The sequence below is a fragment of the Cryobacterium sp. PH31-L1 genome, from assembly GCF_030063145.1.
In the GTDB taxonomy this organism is placed as follows: Bacteria; Actinomycetota; Actinomycetes; order Actinomycetales; family Microbacteriaceae; genus Cryobacterium.
Window position 1 is genome coordinate 418206 of the sequence record NZ_JASISM010000002.1, and the last position, 21527, is coordinate 439732.

The following is a 21527-nucleotide window of genomic DNA, read 5'->3' on the forward strand; positions in this document are numbered from 1 at the left end:
ATATGACCTGGTGGGTGGAGCGGATGCGCAGAGCGCGTCGGCCCCGCCCGCCGCTTTTGCACGTCGCAACGGATGCCGGCAGCGGCCCGGTGGTCATTCTCGTGCACGGCATCGCGTCGTCGTCGGTCACCTTCTACGAGGTGATCCCCATGCTGACGCCGAATCACCGGGTGATCGCGGTCGACATTCTGGGGTTCGGCCAGTCGCCGCAGCCGGTCGGGTGCGAGTACCGGCTGGAGGATCATGTCGGGGCCCTGGCCGCGACCATCCGCGCGTTGAAGCTGCGAGAACCGTTCGTGATGGTTGGGCATTCGCTGGGCAGCCTGATCAGCACCCGTTACGCGGCCATGGAACGGCACGGTCGGTTCTGGGCAGCGTGGCGCCGGTTGGCCGGCCGCGGACCGGTCTCCCGCCTGCTGCTGGTGGGGCCGCCGGTGTATCTGACGCCGAGTGATATCGGCGATCCGCGGGTGCGGTCCAGGGTGAGCGCGTACCTGCGTGCCTACGATTTTCTGCGCGCCAACAAGGAGTTCACGCTCGCCAATGCCGCGATCATGTCGCGCCTGCTGCCGAAGGGCATCTTCGAGCTGTCCGAGAAAACGTGGACACCGTTCATCAAATCGATGGAGCACTGCATTGAATCGCAGACCGTGGTGAGCGACATCGCGAGCCTCACCGTGCCGGTCGATGTGATCTACGGGGCGCTCGACGCGTTCATCGCGCAGGGCAGCATGACCGTGATCGAACGGATGCGCCACGTCACCATGCACCGCGTCGAGGCCAACGACCACATCATTCGGAAGCGCCTCGCTCGGGTGCTGGTGAAGGTCATCGACGGCTAGACGGCCGGGAAAGAAACTCCGGTGAGCTCCTCGGAGAGGGACCAGAGGCGGCGGGCATCCGCTTCGTCGAGGGAGCGCGGGGGCAGTTTGGCTGGCGCAGGACTGCCGGTGAGTTCGCCGAATCCGCCGGGGCCGTAGTAGCCGCCGCCGGCCGCGGCCGGGCTCGTCGCCGCGTAGAGTGCGGGCAGGATTCCCTGCTCGATCTGCTGCCACAGCCAGCCGATGCGGTGGGTGGCTTCGTTCACGGCGAGGAAGACCTTCGCCGACGCGCCGTTGTGCGTGGGGCCGGTGATCTGCAGGTTTGTGACGGTCGCGCCGGGGTGTGCTGCGATGCTGCGCACTCCCCAGCCCGCGGCGATGCTGCGCCGGTTGAGTTCGCGCGCGAACATGAGCGTCGCCAGTTTCGAGAGCCCGTAGGCGCGGTGCGCGCGGTAGCGCAGGCTCTGCAGATCGTTGAAATCGAGGCGTCCGGTTCGGGCGATCAGGCTGGAGAGGCTCACGACCCGGCTGGTTCCGGCGGCTCGCAACAGCGGAAGCAGGTGCGCGGTGAGCGCGAAATGGCCGAGGTGGTTGGTGCCGAACTGCAGCTCGAACCCGTCTTCCGTCTCGTCGCGCACGGGTGGCATCATGAGGCCGGCGTTGTTGAGCAGGATGTCGATCGGGCGCCCCTCGCGGGTGAGCTCCTCGCCGAGCCCGGCGACGCTCGACAGTGAGGCCAGATCCAGATGACGGATGCTGAGGGTCGCGTCGGGGTTCTGGTCTGTGAGCCGTTTGATGGCCGCGCTGCCCTTCTCCTCGTCGCGCACGGCGAGGATGACCTCGGCGCCGGCCCGGGCGAGGCGGCCGGTGAGACCGAATCCGAGGCCGCTGTTGGCGCCGGTGACGACGGCGAGTTTGCCGCGCAGGTCGGGGACCTGAATGTCGGGAGTGGTTGCGTCGGTCTTCGTCATGGGTCTCCCGTTGTCGTGGTGCTCTATTGAACCCGTTCGGGCGGGGGAAGTCACGCGGCGCCCGCGGTGCCCGGCAGATTCACGGGTGGCCGCGGATTCTGTGCCAGTGACCGCTGCACTTTCGGACGGGCCCGGGCCCCGTCCGTCTTGCCGGGCACCCTGCAGGGCGGCGCGGCTAGCCCTGGGGCGGGTCGCCGATGCGCTCGAGGGCGTCGATGATGAGCGCCCAGAACTTCTCGTGGTCGAGGTCCACGGCCACCTGCGTGGTGCAATCCAGCGGGGCCGGCGCGCGAAAGTCGGCCACGGTCATGCCGAGCGTGAGGGTGCCGGCGAGTTCCACGTCGAGGGGAGCCTTCCGCACGGTGATCACGCTCGGGTCGATCACGTAGGCGACCGCGCACGGGTCGTGCACCGGCGGATAGTCGAAACCCTGGGCATCGTTGTAGGTCTCGGCGAAGAAGGCCAGCAGCTCGCCGACGAACCGGGCCGGCGCCGTGCCGACGGCGGCGATGCGGGCGACGATGTCGGGGGTGGCGAGGGCCTGGTGGGTCAGGTCGAGGCCGATCATGGTCAGCGGCCACTTCTCGTTGAAGACGATGTGGGCGGCTTCGGGATCGATGACAATGTTGAACTCGGCCGTGGCCGACCAGTTGCCCACGTGATAGCCGCCGCCCATCAGCACGACCTGCTTGACCCGCTCGACGATGCGGGGCTCTTTGCGGGCGGCGAGGGCGATGTTGGTCAACGCGCCGGTGGGCACGAGGGTGATCTCGCCGGGCTCGTGCGCCATGACCGTGTCGATGATGAGGTCGATGGCGTGCCGGGTGTCGAGCTCGAGCGTCGGTTCGGGCAGCACCGGGCCGTCGAGGCCGGACTCGCCGTGAATCGACGGGGCCGTTTCAATCTGCCGAACCAGCGGGCGCGGGCATCCGGCGGCAAATGGCACGCCGGTGATGCCGGCCACGCGGGCGACGGACAGGGCATTGCGGGTGACCTTGGCGAGCGTCTGGTTGCCCATCACCGTGGTCACGGCGACGAGTTCGATGTTCGGATTGCCGTGGGCGAGCAGCAGCGCGATCGCATCGTCGTGGCCGGGGTCGCAGTCGAGAATGATTTTGGTGGGCACAGCTCAGGGTACGTGGTCCTGCTCTTTCCGGGCCCGGGCCCGGAAACTGGGACCACGGTAGATCATGGCCCCGGTTGCCGAAGGTGGGCACTGCGCGTGCGGGCAGAGGCAGCGACGCGCGCTGCGGCATCCACTCGCCGCATTTCTCATCGTCCGTCCAGAGCGCCTCCGATAAGCTGGGCGCGCGGTTGTAGTTCACATCCGCCCCCGTACCGAGGAGCTTGTTCGTATGACTTTGATCGAGGAATTCCTCATGCCCGGCGGCGGCACGAGCATCAACACCCTGCCCAAGGTTTCGCTGCACGACCACCTCGACGGCGGCCTGCGACCGCAGTCCATCATCGAGCTGGCCGACTCCATCGGATTCGTGCTTCCGACAACGGATGCCGACGCCCTCGGCGAGTGGTTCTCCGACCAGTCCAACGCCGGCTCGCTCGTGGAATACCTGAAGACCTTCGACGTCACGACGGCGGTCATGCAGACCCGCGAGGGCCTCAGCCGTGTTGCCCGCGAATTCGTTGAGGACCTCGCCGATGACGGCGTCATCTACGGCGAGATCCGCTGGGCTCCCGAGCAGCACCTGGCCCGCGGCCTCACCCTCAACGAGGTCGTCGAAGCCGTGCAGGACGGCATCGAGGCCGGCATCGAGAACGTCGAGCAGTCGGGCCGCAGCATCCGCATCGGCCAGCTCATCACCGCCATGCGCCACGCCAACCGCGGCCTCGAGATCGCCGAACTCGCCGTGCGCTACCGCTTCGACGGCGTCGTCGGCTTCGACATTGCCGGCGCCGAGGCCGGCTTCCCGGCCGGAAACCACCGCGCAGCCTTCGACCTGCTGGCCCGTGAGTTCATGCCGGTCACCGTGCACGCCGGCGAGGCCGACGGGCTCGACAGCATCCGCGGCGCCCTGTTCGACGGCCGCGCACTGCGTCTCGGCCACGGCGTGCGCCTCGCCGAAGACGTCACCATCGAACGTCAGGACGACGACAACACCTTCGTCACCCTCGGCCCGGTGGCCCAGTGGGTGCGCGACCGCGAGATCACGCTCGAGCTGAGCCCCTCCTCGAACCTGCAGACCGGAGCGGTCGCCGCCTGGGGCGAGGAGCTATTCGACCACCCGTTCGACCTGCTCTACCAGCTCGGCTTCAAGGTCACCGTCAACACCGACAATCGTCTGATGAGCGACACCACCCTCACCCAGGAGCTCGCCCTGCTCTCGGATGCCTTCGGTTACGACCTCGGCGACCTCGAGACGTTCCAGCTCAACGCGGCCCACGCCGCGTTCCTGCCGCTGGAAGACCGCGAAGAGCTCGTGGAAGCCATCGAAGCCGGTTTCGGCGACGCCTGAGACCGGCCGCCCGAGCCCGCACCAGCCGCTCAACCGAAAGTGATCATGCCACTCCCTCACCTCCCGCTTGACGCCATCACCATTGGCGCGAACGCTGACGACTGGCCGGCCGCCATCACGGCGGCCGGTGACGCCCTCGTGCGTTCCGGCGCCGCGACATCCGCTTATACCGAGCGCATGATCGCGGTGATTCGCGAATTCGGCGCCTACATCGTGATCGCGCCGGGCCTGGCGCTCGCGCATGCACGCCCGGGAGCGGATGTTCTCACCGACGGACTCTGCGTCGTCACCCTGGCTGATCCGGTCGCCTTCGGGCATCCGCACAACGACCCGGTCAGCGTGATCGTCGGCCTGGCCGTGACCGGCGCCGACGATCACCTGCAGTTCGTCGCCGAACTCGCCAACGTTTTCAACGACCCGACGGTGATTCCGGCCCTCGCCGGCGCGACCACCGCCGAGTTCGTGCAGAGTGTGTTCGGTCAGTCATGAAGATCGTCGTGATGTGCGGAATCGGCCTGGGCACTTCGGCCATTCTCAAAGTCAACACCGAGCGAGCCCTGGAACGCCTCGACATCGACGCGCGGGTGCAGGCAACGGATGTGGCGGGCGTGCGCACCGCCGCAGCCGACGCCCAGGTCATTCTGACCTCGTCGGAACTCGTCGACGCGATCGGTAAGACCAACGCCGACGTGATCGTCATCAACAACTACTTCGACGTCGACGAACTCGTCGCCAAGCTCGAGGTGGCCCTGGGCTCCTAGCCCCGCTGAGCGCTTTCCGGGCCCGGGCCCGGAAAGCGGGCCCAGGTTCGATCATGGGCCCGGTTCTCAAAGGTGGGCCCGGCGAGCGGATGCCGCCTGGTCCCGCCTCCCGCCAGGCAAACGGATGACGCCGCTCGCATGTCCCTCCCGGCAGGCGGATGCCGCCACCCACTCCATATGAGCGCGCGCGGCACCAATGAACGCCGGCGCCGCGGGCCTATGCTCAGCGCATGAGCGACAACGCCAACGACAGCGACAGCGCCAGGGCCGAACATCGCTGGCCGGCTGTACTCGGGCTGCTGATCGCGCTCGCGCTGTACGCCACGCTGCCGAGCACGTTCCTGCCTGGCCTGCGCTATACGGTCGTCGCCATCGGACTCGCCCTGCTGATCCCGCTCATTGCCTTGAACCCGCACCGCCTGCACCGCGAGACCCGCTGGTCCAGATATATCGCCACCGGCCAGGCCTTTCTGCTCGTCGTGGCCAACGAGGTCGCCCTCGTGCAGCTCGTGATCCAGCTCACCTCGGGCGGCCAAAACGACGGCCCGACCCTACTGCTCGCGGCCCTGCAGGTGTGGGTCACCAACGTCATCGCGTTCGCCCTGGTCTATTGGGAACTCGACCGCGGCGGACCGGTCTCCCGCCGCCATGCGAAGCGCGCCGACTTTCCCCCGGCCGACTTTCGCTTTCCGCAGGACGAGGACCACGACGCCATCGACGAGGTCGCGGCCCGCTCCTCGCGGCGCATCGGCTGGGTCGCGTCGTATTTCGACTACGTGTACTTCTCGCTGTCCAACTCCATGGCGTTCAGCCCGACCGACACGATGCCGCTCTCGCTGCGCGCCAAGTCGCTCATGGCCCTCGAATCGTTCGGCGGCTTCGTACTGCTGGCCCTCGTGATCGCCCGGGCGGTTTCCCTGCTCGGCTAGCTCGTCCCCCGAACCACCCCACACGGGACGGGCCCCGTCCGCCGATGCCCCATCGCTGAGCAAACGGATTCCGCAGCGGATGCCTAAAGAAGCATCACCAACGGATGCCTATCAGCGCGCGAGCGGATGCCGCCACCTACGCGATCAGCGCGCGCATGCCCCGATCGAGCTCATCGAGCGCCGCCTGCGCGGCCGCCCGCCGCTCCACCAGCGTGCCGACCGTGCTGCGCGTGTCGATGTACACCTTGAGCTTCGGTTCAGTTCCGCTCGGGCGCACCATGACGCGCGACCCGTCCGTCAAACGGATGCGCAGCACGTCACTCGGGGGAAGGTCGCCCAGCCCCCAGCGAAAGTCGTCGATCTCGTCGACCCGGATGCGGCCGACGTGGGTCGGCGGGGACTCCCGCAGACGCGTCATCACGAGCGCGATCGTGGACAGGTCCGACACCCGCACCGAGATCTGACCCGACGCGAAATGACCGAACTTCTCGCTGAACAGGTCGAGGTAGCCGGCGAGAGTGGTCCCCTCCGACTTGAGATCGCTCACCAGCGAGAGCAGTGCGACGGCGGCGGAGATGCCGTCCTTGTCGCGCACGGTCTCCGGGTTGACCAGGTAGCCGAGTGCTTCTTCGAAGCCGTAGACCAGGTTAGGCACGCGCGAGACCCACTTGAATCCGGTGAGGGTTTCTACGAAACGCAGGCCGTAGGCATCCGCTACCGCATGCAGGGCGGGAGACGACACGATGGAACACGCGAGTGCCCCGGTCTCCTCAGTGATAACAGCGTCAGGGTCTGAACCAGCCAGCGCAGCGGCCCGCCAGCCGAGAATTGCGCCAACCTCGTTGCCGCTCAGCCGGCGGTAGCCGCTCGCGCTGGACAGATCGGGGATGGCCACGGCGAGGCGGTCCGCATCCGGATCGTTGGCGATGATCAGCTCGGCGCTCACCTCACGCGCGGTCTCGTAGGCGAGATCCATGGCGCCGGGCTCTTCCGGGTTCGGAAATGCCACGGTCGGAAAGGCAGCGTCCGGCGCGATCTGCGCATCGACCAAGGTCGGCAGGTCGAACCCGGCCTTGACGAGCACGCGGCGGGTGGTATCCCAGCCGACCCCGTGCATAGCGGTGTACACGGCGTTCACCTGCGCGCGCGGCGTGTGTGCGAGGCCGGCCGTCGCCGCGATGTAGGCGAGCACGACGTCTTCCTCGGCGGTCTCATACGCCCCGCGCGGAAGCTTCAACACGTGCTCGTCGGCGGCGACCCGCAAAATCTCATCCGAGATCGCCTTGTCGTCGGGCGAGACGATTTGCGCGCCATTGTTCGCGCCGCCCAGATACACCTTGTAGCCATTGTCATTGGGTGGGTTGTGCGACGCGGTCACCATCACACCGCAGCTGGCGTCGAAGTGCCGCACCGCGAAGGCGAGAACGGGCGTCGGCAGCAGCCGCGGCAAGAGGATGGCGCGCACCCCCGCGCCCGCCATCAGCGCCGCCGTGTCCGTCGCGAAGACGTGCGAGTTCTTGCGTCCGTCGTACCCGATGACCACCGACGGCGTCACGCCGGGCGCGGCGTGCCGGCGCAGGTAGGTGGCGAGGCCAGCCGCCGCCTGCGAGACGAGCACGCGATTCATGCGGTTCGGTCCGGCGGAGATTTCGCCGCGCAGCCCGGCCGTGCCGAACGCCAGGCGGGTGTCAAAGCGCGAGTGAAGGTTCGACAGGGCTACCGTGTCGCCGTCGTCGACGGCATTGATGAGCGCACGAAGCTGCGCCTGCGTCTCCGGATCGGGATCCTGGTTCAGCCAGGCCCTGGCCGCCTGCAGCAGAGCTGCTGTGCGGTCGCTCGGAGTCTTCGGCGTCTCGTGTGCGACCGGAGCGGTTGCGAGGTCGTCGACATCGTCGTTCGCAGCAGCATCGGTTCTAATCGTCTGAATGGCAACGGTCGGTTCAGAGCCGGCATCGTCGCTGTCGTGCGCGATGGTCTGAATGGCAACGGTCGGCTCGGAGCCGGCATCGTCGCCGTCCTGCACGATCGGCAGGGCGCGGGTCGGGGTGTGCACCTCGTCGGCCTCGTCGGAGTCGGTGACCTGCGGCGCGGCATCCGAGGTGGTCGGCGGCGTGACGGGCGCAGTAGCCGGCGCAACGACCGGCACGGTAGCCGGCGTGACCGGCGGGGTCACGTTCGCCGGTTCAACCGCTGGCGGGCCGGAATGGCGGCCGCCGCTGCGCGAAACCGTCGGCTCCGCGTCGCCACGCTCGGCGCCGGTCACAGTGCGGCCACGATCCGGGCGAGGAGCGCACTGATCACGGGTTCGGCCAGCGCGCCGGCCTCGATCACTTCGCCGTGACTGAGCGGGGTCGTCTGAATGCCGGCGGCGAGGTTGGTGATGAGCGAGAGCCCGAGAACCTCCATGCCGGCCTGCCGGGCCGCGATGGCCTCGAGTGCGGTCGACATACCCACAATGTGGCCGCCGATGGCCTTGGCCATCTGCACCTCGGCCGGCGTCTCGTAGTGCGGCCCGCGAAACTGGCAGTACACGCCTTCGTCGAGCGTGGGGTCGATTCCGCGCGCGAGATCGCGCAACCGCTTCGAGTACAGGTCGGTCAGATCGACGAAGTTCGCGCCCTCGATCGGGGAATCAGCCGTCAGGTTGATGTGGTCGCTGATCAGTACCGGGGTTCCGGGCTTCCACGATTCACGGATGCCGCCGGCCCCGTTGGTCAGAATCATCGTTGTCGCTCCGGTCGCCGCCGCCGTGCGCACACTGTGCACGACCCGGCGCACGCCGTGGCCCTCGTAGTAGTGCGTGCGGGCACCGATCACGAGCGCGCGCTTGCCGCCGGGCAGCAGAATCGAGCGCAGCGTGCCGGCATGGCCGACCAGCGCGGGCGCGCTGAACCCGGTGATGTCCGCGGCGGCGACCGTGTGCGTGGTCTCGCCGATCAGGTCAGCGGCCTTGGCCCAACCGCTGCCCAGGGTGAGAGCGATATCGTGCCGGGGCACTCCCGTGATGCCGGCGATCTCCGCAGCGGCCGACCGTGCTGCCTCAAACGGATCTGTTTCGGGCAGGTCTAACGGGTTGATCTCGTTCGTGAACATTTCACTACTCTAGAACCCCCACCTTGAGCACGGAGATTCTGCGCGAATTCTGCTCATCGGCGCGCCGACCGGCCGTCGAGACGGTCATTCGGCGTGTTTTCGCCCTTTTCGAGGGACAAACCGGGCTCGACGGGCGGTGAAGCGGTTTTGCGGGGGCTCGACGGCTTGAGAGAATGGAGAACATGGCCTATGAGTTCGAACGCAAGCAGCGCATCGCAGTACTAGGCGGTGGGCCCGGCGGATACGAAGCGGCCATCGCCGGAGCACAACAGGGTGCTGACGTCACCCTCATTGAAAGCGTCGGTGTCGGCGGTTCCGCCGTGATAACGGATGTCGTCCCCTCCAAATCTCTCATCGCCACGGCCGAGGCCTCGAACTCGATCGGTGAGGCCACCGACCTCGGCGTGCAGTTCTTCGTGCGCGGAGAAACTGGCAAGCCCCTGCGCCCGGAAGTGGCCATCAACCTGGCCGCAGTGAACAAGCGCCTGCTCGCTCTCGCCCGCCAGCAGTCCGAAGATATGAAGGCCACGCTCATTCGTGCCGGCGTGCGCTACGTGCAGGGTCACGGACGCCTCGACGGCACCACCGGCATCATCGTCGCCACCTCCGGCGACAAGGCCGCCACCGACTTCGACCGCATCGACGCTGACACCCTCGTCGTCTCCGTCGGCGCGAGCCCGCGCGTATTGTCCTCCGCGCTGCCCGACGGGGAGCATATCCTCACCTGGACCCAGCTCTACAACCTCAAGGCCATCCCCGAGCACCTGATCGTGGTCGGATCGGGCGTCACCGGAGCCGAGTTCGCCTCCGCCTACCGTGCCCTCGGCGCCAAGGTCACCCTCATCTCCAGCCGCGACCAGGTTCTGCCCGGTGAAGACGCCGACGCCGCCAACGTCATCGAGAACGTCTTCAAGCGCAACGGCATGACGGTGCTGTCCAAGTCGCGGGCCTCCTCGGTGGAACGCACCAAGACCGGTGTCATCGCCACCCTCGAAGACGGACGCACGGTCGAGGGCAGCCACTGCCTCATCGCCGTCGGCTCCATTCCGAACACCGCCAACATCGGTCTCGAGCAGGCCGGCGTGCAGATCACCGACTCCGGGCACATCCAGACGAACCGGGTCGCCCGCACCTCGATTCCGAACATCTACGCGGCGGGAGACTGCACGACTGAGCTTCCGCTGGCATCCGTTGCCTCAATGATGGGGCGCACTGCCGTCTTCCACGCTATGGGAGACACGGTCAACCCCATCGAGATCCGCAACGTGGCCGCTAACATCTTCACGCAGCCCGAGATCGCGACCGTCGGCTGGACCCAGAAGCAGATCGAAGACGGACTTGCGCAGGGCGAGATCTACAAGCTGCCGCTGTCACAAAACCCGCGCGCCAAGATGATGGGTATCAAGGACGGCTTCGTCAAGATCTTCGCCCGCACCGGCAGCGGCACGGTCATCGGCGGCGTCATCGTTGCCCCCAAGGCCAGCGAACTCATCTTCCCGCTCGCCCTGGCCGTCGAGCACCGGCTCACCGTCGACGAGGTCGCCCGCACGTTCCCCGTCTACCCCTCGCTCACCGGCTCCATAACGGATGCTGCGCGAGCGATGCACGTAGTCCTCTAGCTCCCGCGGCACGCCGCCATAGTTTTCGGGGTGGGCCGCGTGAGCGGGTCATCCGCTCCTCGCTCAAACATTGCGATGTTTCGGGGCCCTGCGCGAAAAGCGTGCGCAGAGCCCCGAAACACCGCAAAACTCGCAACCCCGCGGAAAACCCGCCCCCGCGGCTGCCAGCAGCGCGGGTCGAGTTTTGGTAGTGTCACCATCTGATTTCCCGAGCTATCTCGGGAACCGGGCGGGGGCAAGGTATCCGCGGGGTGACGAGTTATGCCGGTTTTCAGAAAGGGATCCGAACGCTTTTCTCGGATCTCTTTCTGGAAACCGGCATTGTTTGAGCTGAGGAGCGGTTGCCTTGTCCCCAACCCCGTCTAGAACAGCATCCGCCAGTCTCGGTAACTTGCGGTCGGCGGGAAAACGAAAGGGCTAGGCGGCGTCGGAGACCGTGAGCAGCACGCTGCCGGAAGAGACCGTCTCGCCGACTACCGCGGCGACGTTGCCCACGGTGCCATCGCGGTGGGCGACCAGCGGCTGCTCCATCTTCATGGCCTCGAGCACGAGCAGCAGGTCGCCCTTGACGACCAGATCACCCTCGGCGACGAGCAGCTTCACGATGGTCGCCTGCATCGGCGCTTTGATTGCGTCTCCGGTGGCGGTGTCGACGGAGTGCAGGCCGCCACGCCGCTTGGGGGCTGGGCCGACCGAGCGGGCGCTCGCGCCGCCGGGCAGCAGGCGGGTGGGCAGCGTCACCTCGATGCGGCGTCCCTCCACCTCGACGACGATGCTGTGGCGTTTCTGCGGGCCGGCGGCGTCTTCCATGCTGCCGCTCCACGGTTCGATGTCGTTCTCGAATTCGGTCTCGATCCACCGGGTGAAGACCGTGAAGGGCTTGCCGTCGGTCGGCGCGAAGGCCGGGTCGCGCACGACCTTGCGGTGAAAGGGCAGCACGGTCGGCAGGCCGGCCACCTCGAACTCGTCGAGGGCACGGCGCGAGCGCTCGAGCGCTTCCTCACGGGTTGCACCGGTGACGACGAGCTTGGCGATGAGGGAGTCGAACGATCCGCTGATCACATCGCCGGACTGCACGCCGGTGTCGACACGCACGCCAGGGCCGCCGGCGGGCTTGAACACGTGAACCGGGCCGGGCGCGGGCAGAAAGCCGCGGCCGGCATCCTCCCCGTTAATGCGAAATTCAAAGGAGTGAGCGGATGCGACCGGGTCGCCACCGGAAAGCTCGCCGCCCTCAGCGAGGCGGAACTGTTCGCGCACCAGGTCGATGCCGGTGACCTCTTCGGAGACCGTGTGCTCCACTTGCAGGCGGGTGTTGACCTCGAGGAACGAGACGGTGCCGTCCTGGCCGATGAGAAACTCGCAGGTGCCGGCACCGAGGTAGCCGACCTCTTTCAAAATGGCCTTGGAGGCGCGGTACATCTCGGTCGTCTGCGCTTCGGTGAGAAACGGGGCCGGGGCCTCTTCGACGAGCTTCTGGTGCCGACGCTGCAGCGAGCAGTCGCGGGTCGACACCACGACGACGTTGCCGTGCATGTCAGCGAGGCACTGCGTTTCAACGTGACGGGGGGAGTCCAGGTACTTCTCGACGAAGCATTCGCCGCGACCGAAGGCTGTAACGGCCTCGCGGGTGGCGGAGTCAAACATTTCGGCAACCTCGTCGCGGGTGCGGGCAACCTTGAGGCCTCGGCCTCCGCCACCGAAGGCGGCCTTGATCGCGACGGGCAGGCCGTGCACGTCGACGAAGGCGAGCACCTCAGCGGCGTCGCTGCAGGGGTTCAGGGTGCCGGGCGCCATAGGCGCATTGACCTTTTCGGCGATCTTGCGGGCCGAGACCTTATCGCCGAGTTGTTCGATGGCTTCGGGCGACGGCCCGATCCAGGTGAGACCGGCGCCGATCACGGCGCGGGCGAAGTCGGCGTTCTCGGCCAGAAAGCCATAGCCGGGGTGCACGGCGTCAGCGTCGCTCCGGCGGGCGATCGATAGAATCTTGTCGATGACCAGGTAGGTTTCGGCGCCGGTGGTGCCGTCGAGACCGTACGCCTCGTCAGCGAGACGGGCGTGCAGGGAGTCGCGATCCTGGTCGGCGTAGACGGCGACAGAGAGAATTCCACTGTCTTTCGCGGCACGGATGACCCGAACGGCGATCTCGCCTCGGTTGGCGATGAGGACCTTCGTTATGAGTGACACAATCACCTAGCCTATTGCCCGCCGCCGCATCCCTTTTGGTTCTGTCCCACAAAAAGACGCGGCAGATTCTTGCGGATGCCTACAACTACAGTGCTCCGGGGCGATTCCACAGGGTCGGCCACTCGTGTCCGAGGGCGCGCACCAGCCGCCGCAGCGTCGGCAGCGACAGCCCCACCACGGTCGACGGATCCCCGATGATGCTTGTAATAAAGGGAGCGCCGAGACTGTCGATCGTGAACGCCCCCGCTACGAACAAGGGCTCACCGGTGGCGATATAGGCATCGAGCTCGGCATCGTCGAGGTCGTCGGCGAAGGTCACCTCGGCCACCGCGACTGCGCCGATCGCCCGGCCGGGCAGGCCGTCGGCCATCTCGATCAGCCAGTGACCCGAATACAGCGTGCCGGTGCGCCCGCGCTGGCGTTCCCACCGCTCGCGGGCAGCATCCGCTGTGTGCGGCTTGCCGTAGATGACATCGCCCTGCACGAACACCGAGTCGCCGCCGAGCAGCAGACCGTTCAGAGGTTCGTCCAGCCGAGCGGATGCCGCTGCCTCCGCTTTCGCGCGCGCCAGCAGCTCCACGAGTACTCGCGCCTCGAGCGCCGAGCCCACGGCGGCTTCGGTCTCGGCGACGACCCGGGCCTCGTCGACCTCGGGGTTGATGAGCACCGGTTCGATGCCGGCCGCGCGCAGCAGGGCCAGGCGAGCCGGAGAGGTGGAAGCCAGATAGAGGCGCATGGTGATCCTTTTCAAACGGGGCGTAAGCATCCATTCAAGCAGGCGGCAACCGCCAGCCCGGCAAGGGGTGTGGGATCATCGTTAGATGAGCAACACGAGTCACCAGCCCCAGGCCTCCGAGCCGACATCCTCTGCGAGTGTCGGCGACGAGCTTGAACTGAACATCACCAACGTCGCCCACGGCGGAATCTTCATTGCCCGCCACGAGGGCCGCGTGATCTTCGTCAGCGACACCCTGCCCGGCGAACGGGTGCGCGCCCGCCTCACCGAGGCCAACCACAAGAGTTTCTGGCGTGCCGAAACCGTCGCCGCCGTCGACGCCGCCCCCGAACGGCAGCCGCATATCTGGAGCGCGGCCTCCATTGATCGCGCCCCCGAAGACCGCGCCGGCGGTGCCGAGTTCGGCCACATCGAACTCGGCTTCCAACGCGAACTCAAGCGCCAGGTGCTCGCCGACGCCCTGCAGCGCATGGCCGGAATCGCCACCGACGTCGTGGTGGAGCCGGTCGCCGTCAGCGCCAAGGCCAGCCCCGGCGACGCGATGGACGGCACCGGATGGCGCACCCGGGTCAGCCTGCACGTCGCCGCCGACGGAACTATCGGCCCGTATGCCGCCCGCAGTCACCGGGTCATTCCGGTCGACGACCTGCCGCTCGCCGAGCACGAGCTTGAACTGCGCGCCCCGCTCGACACCCTATTTCACAACGCAGCTCAGGTGGATCTGGTCGCGCCGAGCAAGGGCGACGTGCAGGTGCTGGTCTCGGCCAAAGACAGCAACGGAAAGCCCAAACGGGTGCCGCACGGCCTCATTCACGAGGTCGTCGCCGACCGCGAATTCGAGCTGGACCGCTCCGGATTCTGGCAGGTGCACTCCATGGCCGCCGACACCCTGTTCCACGCGGTTCGGAACATCATCGATCCGTCATTGTTCGACCCGCGCGCCTCCAACCTCGACCTGTATGGCGGCGTCGGACTGCTCGCCGCGGCCGTCGGCGATAAATTCGGCCCCACGACCCGCATCACCTCGGTCGAGAGCGACTCCGAAGCTGTTGCGTTCGCCGCCCGCAACCTCAAGGAATGGGCCGGCGCCACCGCCGAGGCCGACCGCGTGGACCGCTTTCTTCAGCGCCTGCTGCGCGAAGCGGATGCCGCCGAACGGGCCCGTCTCGCCGCCGCCACCGTGGTGCTCGACCCGCCACGCTCCGGTGCGGGCAAGGCCGTCGTCGACCAGCTTGTGATCCTCGCACCGCAGCAGATCGTCTACGTGGCCTGCGACCCGGTGGCGCTCGCCCGCGACGTGGCGCTGTTTGCGAAGCAGGGCTACCAGCTGAAGACCCTGCGCGCCTTTGACCTATTCCCCAATACTCACCACGTCGAAGCCGTCGCACTGCTCTGCAAATAGCTATCGTTGAGACTAGACAACCCGAAGGCAGCCCTACCGTGAGCCACGCAGTAACTGATCCCGCACCATCCACCCCCGCCGACGCGCCCGTGCGCGTCGGCATTGTCGACGACCACGAGTCGGTACGACTGGGCTTGCAAGCCGCCTGCGAGAACGCCGGCTACGAAGTCTTGTTCGCGGCAGCCACCGCGCAGGGGCTCGTCGACGGCCTGGCCGGCCGCACATGCGATGTGATCGTGCTGGACCTGTCCCTCGGTGATGGCTCGCTCGTCACCGACAACGTGCACCTCGTGCAGACGACCGGCTCCGCCGTGCTCGTGCACAGCATCGCCGACCGGGTCGCCTCGGTGCGGGAAGCCCTCGCCGCCGGCGCGGCCGGCGTCATCCCCAAGTCGTCGCCGACCACCACGGTGATGGCGGCCGTCGCATCCGTTGCCCGCGGCGACGTACTCAACAACCTCGAGTGGGCCACCGCCATCGACGCCGACCGGGATTTCGCCAAGGCGCAGCTCGGCCGCCGCGAACGCGATGTGCTGCACCTCTACGCCTCGGGCCTGCCACTCAAAATGGTCGCGATGCAGTTGGGGATCGCGCACTCCACCGCCCGCGAATACCTCGATCGCATTCGGGTGAAGTACGTCGAGGTCGGGCGTCCCGCACCGACCAAGGTTGACCTGCTGCGACGCGCCGTCGAAGACGGAATCCTGCCAGGGCTCGACGCCACCGAAGCTGACCGCGGTGTCTAAACGGGCCGCCCGCCAGGGCGACCAACACCGGCAGCGCGAAAGTCAGGGCACCCTGGTCTCCACGACAACGCAGCCATTCGCGGCCGTCGGTGACGCCGGAATCGAAACCGACGGCAGCCTGTTTGGCCGCGCCCGGCAGCCGCGCAACCCGATCAGCCACGCCCAGATCGAAATCGTGCTGTCGCGATCGGTAGCCGCCGTCGCGGTGATCTTCGCGCTGCAGTCCGTGCCGCTCATACTCGAGCAGTTGGAGAGCCGCAAAGCCGCGGCGGGTGTGCCGATTGCGCTCCTTCTGGGGCTGACGATTGTGATCTTCGTCGTTGCGACGCTGATTCGACGGGGCATCCGCACGGCCGCGGCGGCAGTGGCTGCCGTCTACCTCGCCGCACTTTTCGTGTGGCCCCTGGTCATGATCGATCCCACAGCGGTACTAGCGAGCAAGCCCTGGCTCTGGTATCTCTGCAGTGTTGCTACCTCGTGCGCGGCCATAGCTCTGCCCTTGTTTTGGGCAGCTGTCTACACGGTGGTTGCCCCGGTCGCGTTTGGGCTGGTGCGGGTGCTGCCCTCCGGCGGCGAGGCCGAGAACCTGCTTGCAGTGTTAGACACCTGCTACGCCATGCTGCTCGGCGGAACCGTGCTCATCATTATCTACGTACTGCGCGAGGCCACCGCCAAGGTAGATACCGCACAATCCAATGCGCTCGCGAAGTACTCCGTGGCGGTGCGCCATCACGCCACCGAGGTGGAACGGGTCGAGGTCGATTCCATCGTGCACGACAGCGTGCTCGCGACCCTGCTCTCCGCTGCGGGCGTGCGCAACGCTAAAGGCGCCGAACTGGCCGCCGCAATGGCTCGCAGCGCCATCATCCGCTTGCAGGAAGCCAACGGCGAGCGCAATCTCGACGATGCTTCCGTCGCCGTCAGCAAGTTGGTCGCGCGCATCCGCTCCGCGGCGACCGCGACGGGCGTGTTCACGGTGACCGAGCTCTGCGTGGAGGGCCTCAGCATTCCGGAGCATGCCGCCGAGGCCCTTTATTCGGCCAGCGTACAGGCCATGGTCAACAGCGTGCAGCACGCGGGTCACGCACAATCGCGCAGCGTCACGGTGGGCGGTAACGACCAGAACGGATGCACCATCGAGATCAGCGACACTGGCCGCGGCTTCGACGTGTCGGCCGTCGCCAGCGCCCGCCTGGGCTTGCGAGTGTCGATCCATAACCGCGTGGCCACCGCCGGCGGCGTGGCCGTGCTGCGCACCAGCGTCGGCCACGGCACGACCATCACCATCACCTGGCCGCGGCACGATGAGGCGGACGAGCCGATCGCCGACCAGCCGACCGAGGCGAAGGGCGGGCACTCCGGGCGCGACGCGGGTGGCCGATGATGACCGGCGTCGTCGTCGTCTCCCGCACCCTGACCCTCATCGTGGCGGCCTTCTTCTCTGGCTATCACGTGCTGCTCGGCGTATATTCGCTCGACACACCGCACTCGGCAGGGCCGATTCTCGCTGCCATGGGCCTGTACCTCGTGGCGACGATTGCGAGCCTCTGGCCTACCAGCCCCATGCGCATGTCGTTGCCGCTGGCCCTGTTCAATGTGGGCGTCTCAGTGGCGATCCCACTGATCGTGGGCAGCCAGCTCGACGGATCCTCCGGAAATCTTGGGTATGCCACCTGGTACGTGGCCGCGGTCGGCACCCTGATGACGATCACCGCCACCCGCAAGCGCCCGCAGCTGGCCCTGCTGGGAGTTGGCGCGCTCGTCGTGCACAGCATCGTCTGGGCCGGCGTCGGCGAGCTGGGACACATGGGCGTCATCGGCAGCGTGGTCTGGGTTGTCGCTGCCGGGCTCCTCTCTCGAGCCCTCGTAAAGGCCAGCCGGGATGCGCGCCAGTATGCGCGGGCCGAGCGTGAGGCGAGCGGATGGCACGCAGCCCAGGAGGCCCACCTCTACGAGCGCCAGGTGCGACTTACCCAGACCATGCGCCTGGCCATGCCCATGCTGCGCCGCATCAGCGAAAGGGACGGCGATCTGAGCGAGGCCGATCGCCAGGAGTGCCGTCTGCTCGAAGCGTCAATTCGGGACGAAATCCGTGGGCGGCGTTTGTTGAACCACGCCGTGCGCGAGCAGGTCATGGCGGCCAGGCGACGCGGTGCAAGCGTTACCCTGCTGGATGAGGGCGGGATCGACGACCTCAACGGTTCCGAGCTGGAGGTCGTGCTGAACGCCCTCGCGACGGCCATCGGCCGCACGAAGGCCGATAAGATCATCGCCCGCACATCGGCCGACAGCGCGATCGTCGCGGTCACCGTGGTGGGCCTCTTGAGCCCTGACCCGGCCGTGAGCGCCCTCGGACCGGACTCATCCGGCGAAGAAGAAGTCGACCTGTGGATGGAAATCCCTCGGCGGGCAGCGACTGCCGCCGCGACCGCGTAGAGCCGCGGCATCCGCTGGCCAAAGTGGTGCCTGCTTGAGGTGGGAACGCGAAAGGGGATCAGCCGAAGCTGATCCCCTAACGACTATTCGAGAAAGGACGCCAACCCGAATGGCATCCGTTCTCGCCCCCAACACATTCGCTCGCTTACCCTAGTCAGCGAATGATTGGTGGTGAAACTCCAGGAGCGTCACCGAGCACCTTCAGTCTGTACCATCTCCATCATTCGCACAGTCGGCATTTAGGAGGACAGACCGACCGGTAGTTGCGCCCCCGCATTTCGGGACGGGCCCAGGCCCTGGAAGCAGGACCACCTTATGAACGCGGGCACACTGTTCGTCGGACCGGTCTGCTCCGGGCCCACCTTCGGGAACTGGGACCATGATAGATCATGGGCCCAGTTTCCGGGCCCGGGCCCGGAAAATAGCGAGGGGACGAAACTTGAGCGTCAGCCGGTGAAGCCGCGCCAGCGACCCGAGCCAGGGTGCACGGGCTTGCGGATGGCGCGCTGGTTCTGCTGCCAGGCGCTCTGGCCCAGTTCCGGAGCGGCCCGACGCTCGTCGGATTCCTCCCGCAACAGACCACGGATGACGGCGGTCACCGCCGACACTTCGGTGTCACTCACGCCGGTGGTCACGAAAACCAGCTCCGACGGATCAAACTCTGACGGCTTCGGCATTAGAGCGGAATGTTCCCGTGCTTCTTGGCGGGCACGGTCGCCCGCTTGGTGCGTAGCGCGCGCAGGGCCTTGATGACGGACACCCGGGTCGCGGCCGGCTCGATGATGCCGTCGAGCTCCCCGCGCTCAGCGGCCAGGAACGGGCTGGCCACGTTGTAGGTGTACTCGTTGGCCAGGCGGGTGCGCACGGCCGCGACGTCTTCGCCGGCCTGCTCGGCCGCCTTGATCTCGGCGCGGTAGAGAATGTTCACGGCGCCCTGGCCGCCCATGACGGCGATCTCCGCGGTCGGCCAGGCCAGGTTGGTGTCGGCGCCGAGTTGCTTGGAACCCATCACGATGTACGCGCCGCCGTAGGCCTTGCGCAAAATGACGGTGACCAGCGGCACGGTGGCCTCCGCGTAGGCGTAGAGCAGTTTCGCCCCGCGACGGATGATTCCGGTCCATTCCTGGTCGGTACCCGGCAGAAAGCCGGGCACGTCCACGAGGGTGAGAATCGGAATGGAGAACGCGTCGCAGAACCGCACAAAGCGAGACGCCTTCTCACCGGCCTCGATGTTTAGCGTGCCGGCCATGGCGTTGGGCTGGTTGGCGACGATGCCGATCGAGCGGCCCTCGACCCGGGCGAAGCCCACGACGATATTCGGCGCATACAGCGGCTGCGTCTCGAGAAAGTCACCGTTGTCCACGATGTGTTCGATGACCGTCTTCACGTCGTAGGGCTGGTTGGGCGAATCGGGGATAATCGTATTGAGGCGACGGTCGGCATCCGTTGTTTCCAGCTCGACCTCGCTGTCGAACACGGGCAGCTCGGCCAGGTTGTTGTCCGGCAGGTAGCTGAGCAGGGCGCGGGCGAAGTCGAGCGCGTCGGGCTCGTCGCTGGCGAGGTAATGCGAGACGCCGGAGATCTTGTTGTGGGTGAGCGCGCCGCCGAGCTCTTCCATGCCCACGTCTTCGCCGGTGACGGTCTTGATGACGTCGGGGCCGGTGACGAACATCTGGCTGGTCTTGTCGACCATGATCACGAAGTCGGTCAGCGCGGGGGAGTAGACGGCGCCACCGGCGGCCGGGCCGCAGATGATCGAGATCTGCGGAATGACCCCGGATGCCGCCGTGTTCCGACGAAAGATCTCGCCGTACTTGCCGAGGGCCACGACGCCCTCCTGGATGCGCGCTCCGCCGGAGTCGAGAATGCCGATGATCGGCACCCCGGTCTTCAGGGCGAGGTCCATCACCTTGATGATCTTCTCGCCGGCGACCTCGCCGAGCGAACCGCCGAAGATGGTGAAGTCCTGCGAGTAGACGGCCACCTGGCGGCCGTGGATGGTGCCGGTTCCGGTCACGACGGCGTCGCCGTACGGCCGCTTCTTCTCCATGCCGAAGGCCACGGTGCGGTGCCGCACGAACTCGTCGAGTTCAACAAAGGATCCCTGGTCGAGCAGCAGGTCGACGCGCTCGCGGGCGGTCATCTTGCCCTTGGCGTGCTGCTTCTCGATGGCGGTCGCCCCGCTGGCGGTCACGGCTTCGTGATAGCGCAGCTTGAGGTCGGCGAGTTTTCCCGCCGTCGTATACAGGTCCGGTGCCGCGGGGGGCGTCTTGTCAGTCACCGTTTCACTCTACCGGCACCCCCCGCACGCTCCCCGTTGACGATGTTCCACAACTTTGCAGCGCAACACTGCACGTTTCCCCCTCCGGACATGCATTTCAGCCCCTCTCGCGGCTCCACGGGCGGCCTCTCCCACCCTCCCGGTTCATAACTGCGGAGATTTTGGCCGAAATGGCACGGAATAACACATTCGGGGTCAGATTCGGGAGAATTACCGCAGTTACGTTTGGGAGAGAGAGTAGCCATGGAGTTTTCGCTCAGCCGCACCGAGGTGAGCCGGTTCGAGTACCGGGACGAGGCCACCTCCACCAACGATGTGCTCAAACAGCTCGCCACCACGGATGCCGCAGCCTGGCCCGACCTCTCCGCCCTCGTCACCGACAACCAGACTCAGGGGCGCGGCCGGCTCGGCCGCGTCTGGCTGGCCCCGACCGGCAAAGCCCTGGCCATCTCGGTGCTGATCCGACCCCAGTTGCCGCCGGCGAGCCTCGGCTGGTTCCCGCTCCTGGCCGGCGCCGCCATGACCCGGGCCGTCAAAAACGTGGTGGAACAAAGCATGAAACCCGTCGAAGGGGTCAAAGAGGCCGAGGATCCCCGCCACGACGTGACCCTCAAGTGGCCCAATGACGTGCTCATCGACGGCTACAAGGTGTGCGGAATCCTCTGCGAACTGCTGCCCGACGCCAGCGGCATCATCATCGGCGCCGGCCTCAACCTCTCGCTCGACGAGCACGACCTGCCCACGCTCACCTCCACCTCGCTGCTGCTGGTCACCCGCACCGCGCCCGATCCCGATGCGGTGCTCGCCGCCTACCTGCACGAGCTCGCCACGCTCTACCGGGCCTTCCTGGCAGCACACGGCGACGCGAAAACGAGCGGCCTGCACGCCGCCGTTGCAGAACTCTGCGGCACGCTCGGCAGCGCGGTTCGGGTCGAACTGCCCGGCGGCGCCGACCTGGTCGGCACCGCCACCGGCATCGACGCTGAGGGAAGGCTGCGCGTCGTCAACCAGGCCGATGGCGAAGAACGGTCTGTCGCCGCCGGCGATGTCACCCACCTGAGGTATTAA

Annotated in this window: 19 protein-coding genes; 11 read left to right on the top strand and 8 right to left on the bottom strand. The window is 67.0% G+C overall.

The annotated features are described in order from the left end of the window. The first annotated feature begins 2 nt into the window (after positions 1-2). Positions 3-842: an alpha/beta fold hydrolase gene (locus QMF22_RS06370; RefSeq protein ID WP_283451495.1), complete on the top strand. Its 840-nt coding sequence runs from the start codon at positions 3-5 to the stop codon at positions 840-842. On the opposite strand, the gene QMF22_RS06375 is transcribed toward QMF22_RS06370, so the two are convergent. Next, complete coding sequence (locus QMF22_RS06375; protein ID WP_283451497.1) at positions 839-1792, bottom strand: SDR family oxidoreductase; 954 nt, start codon at positions 1790-1792, stop codon at positions 839-841. The genes QMF22_RS06370 and QMF22_RS06375 overlap by 4 nt on opposite strands. 175 nt (positions 1793-1967) lie before the next feature. Continuing rightward, positions 1968-2918 carry a uridine-preferring nucleoside hydrolase UriH gene (uriH, locus tag QMF22_RS06380; protein ID WP_283451499.1) on the bottom strand — a complete coding sequence of 317 codons (951 nt, stop codon included), beginning with the start codon at positions 2916-2918 and terminating at the stop codon, positions 1968-1970. 229 nt (positions 2919-3147) lie between these two features. On the opposite strand from uriH, the gene QMF22_RS06385 reads away from it, so the two are divergent. The 4 genes from QMF22_RS06385 to QMF22_RS06400 all read left to right on the top strand — a co-directional run bounded on the left by QMF22_RS06385 (position 3148) and on the right by QMF22_RS06400 (position 5956). Further along, positions 3148-4266, top strand: a complete 1119-nt coding sequence (locus tag QMF22_RS06385; RefSeq protein WP_092341600.1) for an adenosine deaminase — start codon at positions 3148-3150, stop codon at positions 4264-4266. A 45-nt stretch (positions 4267-4311) separates the two neighbouring features. Further along, a complete protein-coding gene (locus QMF22_RS06390) occupies positions 4312-4755 on the top strand; it encodes a PTS sugar transporter subunit IIA (RefSeq protein ID WP_283451504.1) in 444 nt (147 codons plus the stop codon). Then, positions 4752-5027, top strand: a complete 276-nt coding sequence (locus tag QMF22_RS06395; RefSeq protein WP_283451506.1) for a PTS sugar transporter subunit IIB — start codon at positions 4752-4754, stop codon at positions 5025-5027. The genes QMF22_RS06390 and QMF22_RS06395 overlap by 4 nt, the downstream gene beginning before the upstream one ends. A gap of 230 nt (positions 5028-5257) precedes the next feature. Beyond that, a complete protein-coding gene (locus QMF22_RS06400) occupies positions 5258-5956 on the top strand; it encodes a hypothetical protein (protein ID WP_283451508.1) in 699 nt (232 codons plus the stop codon). Between the two features lie 136 nt (positions 5957-6092). Here the strand turns inward: QMF22_RS06400 and QMF22_RS06405 are convergent, their stop codons facing one another. Both QMF22_RS06405 and QMF22_RS06410 read right to left on the bottom strand, forming a co-directional pair. Beyond that, entirely contained in the window at positions 6093-7775 is a 1683-nt protein-coding gene (locus QMF22_RS06405; RefSeq protein WP_283451667.1) for a phospho-sugar mutase, read from the bottom strand. 440 nt (positions 7776-8215) lie between these two features. Next, positions 8216-9049, bottom strand: a complete 834-nt coding sequence (locus QMF22_RS06410) for a purine-nucleoside phosphorylase (protein ID WP_283451510.1) — start codon at positions 9047-9049, stop codon at positions 8216-8218. A gap of 182 nt (positions 9050-9231) precedes the next feature. Between QMF22_RS06410 and QMF22_RS06415 the strand changes: the two genes are divergently transcribed. Next, positions 9232-10668 (top strand): NAD(P)H-quinone dehydrogenase, encoded by a 1437-nt coding sequence (locus QMF22_RS06415; protein WP_283451513.1) that lies wholly within the window; start codon positions 9232-9234, stop codon positions 10666-10668. A 417-nt stretch (positions 10669-11085) separates the two neighbouring features. On the opposite strand, the gene QMF22_RS06420 is transcribed toward QMF22_RS06415, so the two are convergent. Further along, the gene (locus tag QMF22_RS06420) at positions 11086-12858 is read right to left on the bottom strand and encodes an acetyl/propionyl/methylcrotonyl-CoA carboxylase subunit alpha (RefSeq protein WP_283451515.1); all 1773 of its coding nucleotides are present in this window, start codon (positions 12856-12858) and stop codon (positions 11086-11088) included. Positions 12859-12943: 85 nt separating this feature from the next. Beyond that, positions 12944-13594, bottom strand: a complete 651-nt coding sequence (locus tag QMF22_RS06425; protein ID WP_283451517.1) for a Maf family protein — start codon at positions 13592-13594, stop codon at positions 12944-12946. An 85-nt stretch (positions 13595-13679) separates the two neighbouring features. Between QMF22_RS06425 and QMF22_RS06430 the strand changes: the two genes are divergently transcribed. From QMF22_RS06430 to QMF22_RS06445, 4 genes are read left to right on the top strand one after another with little or no spacing between them, the layout of a single operon-like run. Next, positions 13680-14996: a class I SAM-dependent RNA methyltransferase gene (locus QMF22_RS06430; RefSeq protein ID WP_283451520.1), complete on the top strand. Its 1317-nt coding sequence runs from the start codon at positions 13680-13682 to the stop codon at positions 14994-14996. Between the two features lie 38 nt (positions 14997-15034). Continuing rightward, entirely contained in the window at positions 15035-15742 is a 708-nt protein-coding gene (locus tag QMF22_RS06435; RefSeq protein ID WP_283451522.1) for a response regulator transcription factor, read from the top strand. Then, complete coding sequence (locus QMF22_RS06440) at positions 15735-17126, top strand: sensor histidine kinase (RefSeq protein ID WP_283451524.1); 1392 nt, start codon at positions 15735-15737, stop codon at positions 17124-17126. Before QMF22_RS06435 ends, QMF22_RS06440 begins: the two co-directional genes overlap by 8 nt. Continuing rightward, positions 17123-18178 (top strand): DUF8320 family protein, encoded by a 1056-nt coding sequence (locus tag QMF22_RS06445; RefSeq protein WP_283451526.1) that lies wholly within the window; start codon positions 17123-17125, stop codon positions 18176-18178. Before QMF22_RS06440 ends, QMF22_RS06445 begins: the two co-directional genes overlap by 4 nt. A 446-nt stretch (positions 18179-18624) precedes the next feature. Here the strand turns inward: QMF22_RS06445 and QMF22_RS06450 are convergent, their stop codons facing one another. Continuing rightward, positions 18625-18855 carry an acyl-CoA carboxylase subunit epsilon gene (locus QMF22_RS06450; protein ID WP_283451528.1) on the bottom strand — a complete coding sequence of 77 codons (231 nt, stop codon included), beginning with the start codon at positions 18853-18855 and terminating at the stop codon, positions 18625-18627. Beyond that, complete coding sequence (locus QMF22_RS06455) at positions 18855-20459, bottom strand: acyl-CoA carboxylase subunit beta (RefSeq protein ID WP_283451531.1); 1605 nt, start codon at positions 20457-20459, stop codon at positions 18855-18857. The genes QMF22_RS06450 and QMF22_RS06455 overlap by 1 nt, the downstream gene beginning before the upstream one ends. 243 nt (positions 20460-20702) lie before the next feature. Between QMF22_RS06455 and QMF22_RS06460 the strand changes: the two genes are divergently transcribed. Continuing rightward, positions 20703-21527, top strand: a complete 825-nt coding sequence (locus QMF22_RS06460) for a biotin--[acetyl-CoA-carboxylase] ligase (RefSeq protein WP_283451533.1) — start codon at positions 20703-20705, stop codon at positions 21525-21527.

Coding starts and splice junctions, on each gene's coding strand:
- QMF22_RS06415 (WP_283451513.1), top strand. CDS start 9,232: ATGGCCTATGAGTTCGAACGCAAGCAGCGCATCGCAGTACTAGGCGGT.
- QMF22_RS06395 (WP_283451506.1), top strand. CDS start 4,752: ATGAAGATCGTCGTGATGTGCGGAATCGGCCTGGGCACTTCGGCCATT.
- QMF22_RS06375 (WP_283451497.1), bottom strand. CDS start 1,792: ATGACGAAGACCGACGCAACCACTCCCGACATTCAGGTCCCCGACCTG.
- QMF22_RS06430 (WP_283451520.1), top strand. CDS start 13,680: ATGAGCAACACGAGTCACCAGCCCCAGGCCTCCGAGCCGACATCCTCT.
- QMF22_RS06450 (WP_283451528.1), bottom strand. CDS start 18,855: ATGCCGAAGCCGTCAGAGTTTGATCCGTCGGAGCTGGTTTTCGTGACC.
- QMF22_RS06460 (WP_283451533.1), top strand. CDS start 20,703: ATGGAGTTTTCGCTCAGCCGCACCGAGGTGAGCCGGTTCGAGTACCGG.
- QMF22_RS06410 (WP_283451510.1), bottom strand. CDS start 9,049: ATGTTCACGAACGAGATCAACCCGTTAGACCTGCCCGAAACAGATCCG.
- QMF22_RS06370 (WP_283451495.1), top strand. CDS start 3: ATGACCTGGTGGGTGGAGCGGATGCGCAGAGCGCGTCGGCCCCGCCCG.
- QMF22_RS06425 (WP_283451517.1), bottom strand. CDS start 13,594: ATGCGCCTCTATCTGGCTTCCACCTCTCCGGCTCGCCTGGCCCTGCTG.
- QMF22_RS06385 (WP_092341600.1), top strand. CDS start 3,148: ATGACTTTGATCGAGGAATTCCTCATGCCCGGCGGCGGCACGAGCATC.
- QMF22_RS06390 (WP_283451504.1), top strand. CDS start 4,312: ATGCCACTCCCTCACCTCCCGCTTGACGCCATCACCATTGGCGCGAAC.
- QMF22_RS06445 (WP_283451526.1), top strand. CDS start 17,123: ATGATGACCGGCGTCGTCGTCGTCTCCCGCACCCTGACCCTCATCGTG.
- QMF22_RS06400 (WP_283451508.1), top strand. CDS start 5,258: ATGAGCGACAACGCCAACGACAGCGACAGCGCCAGGGCCGAACATCGC.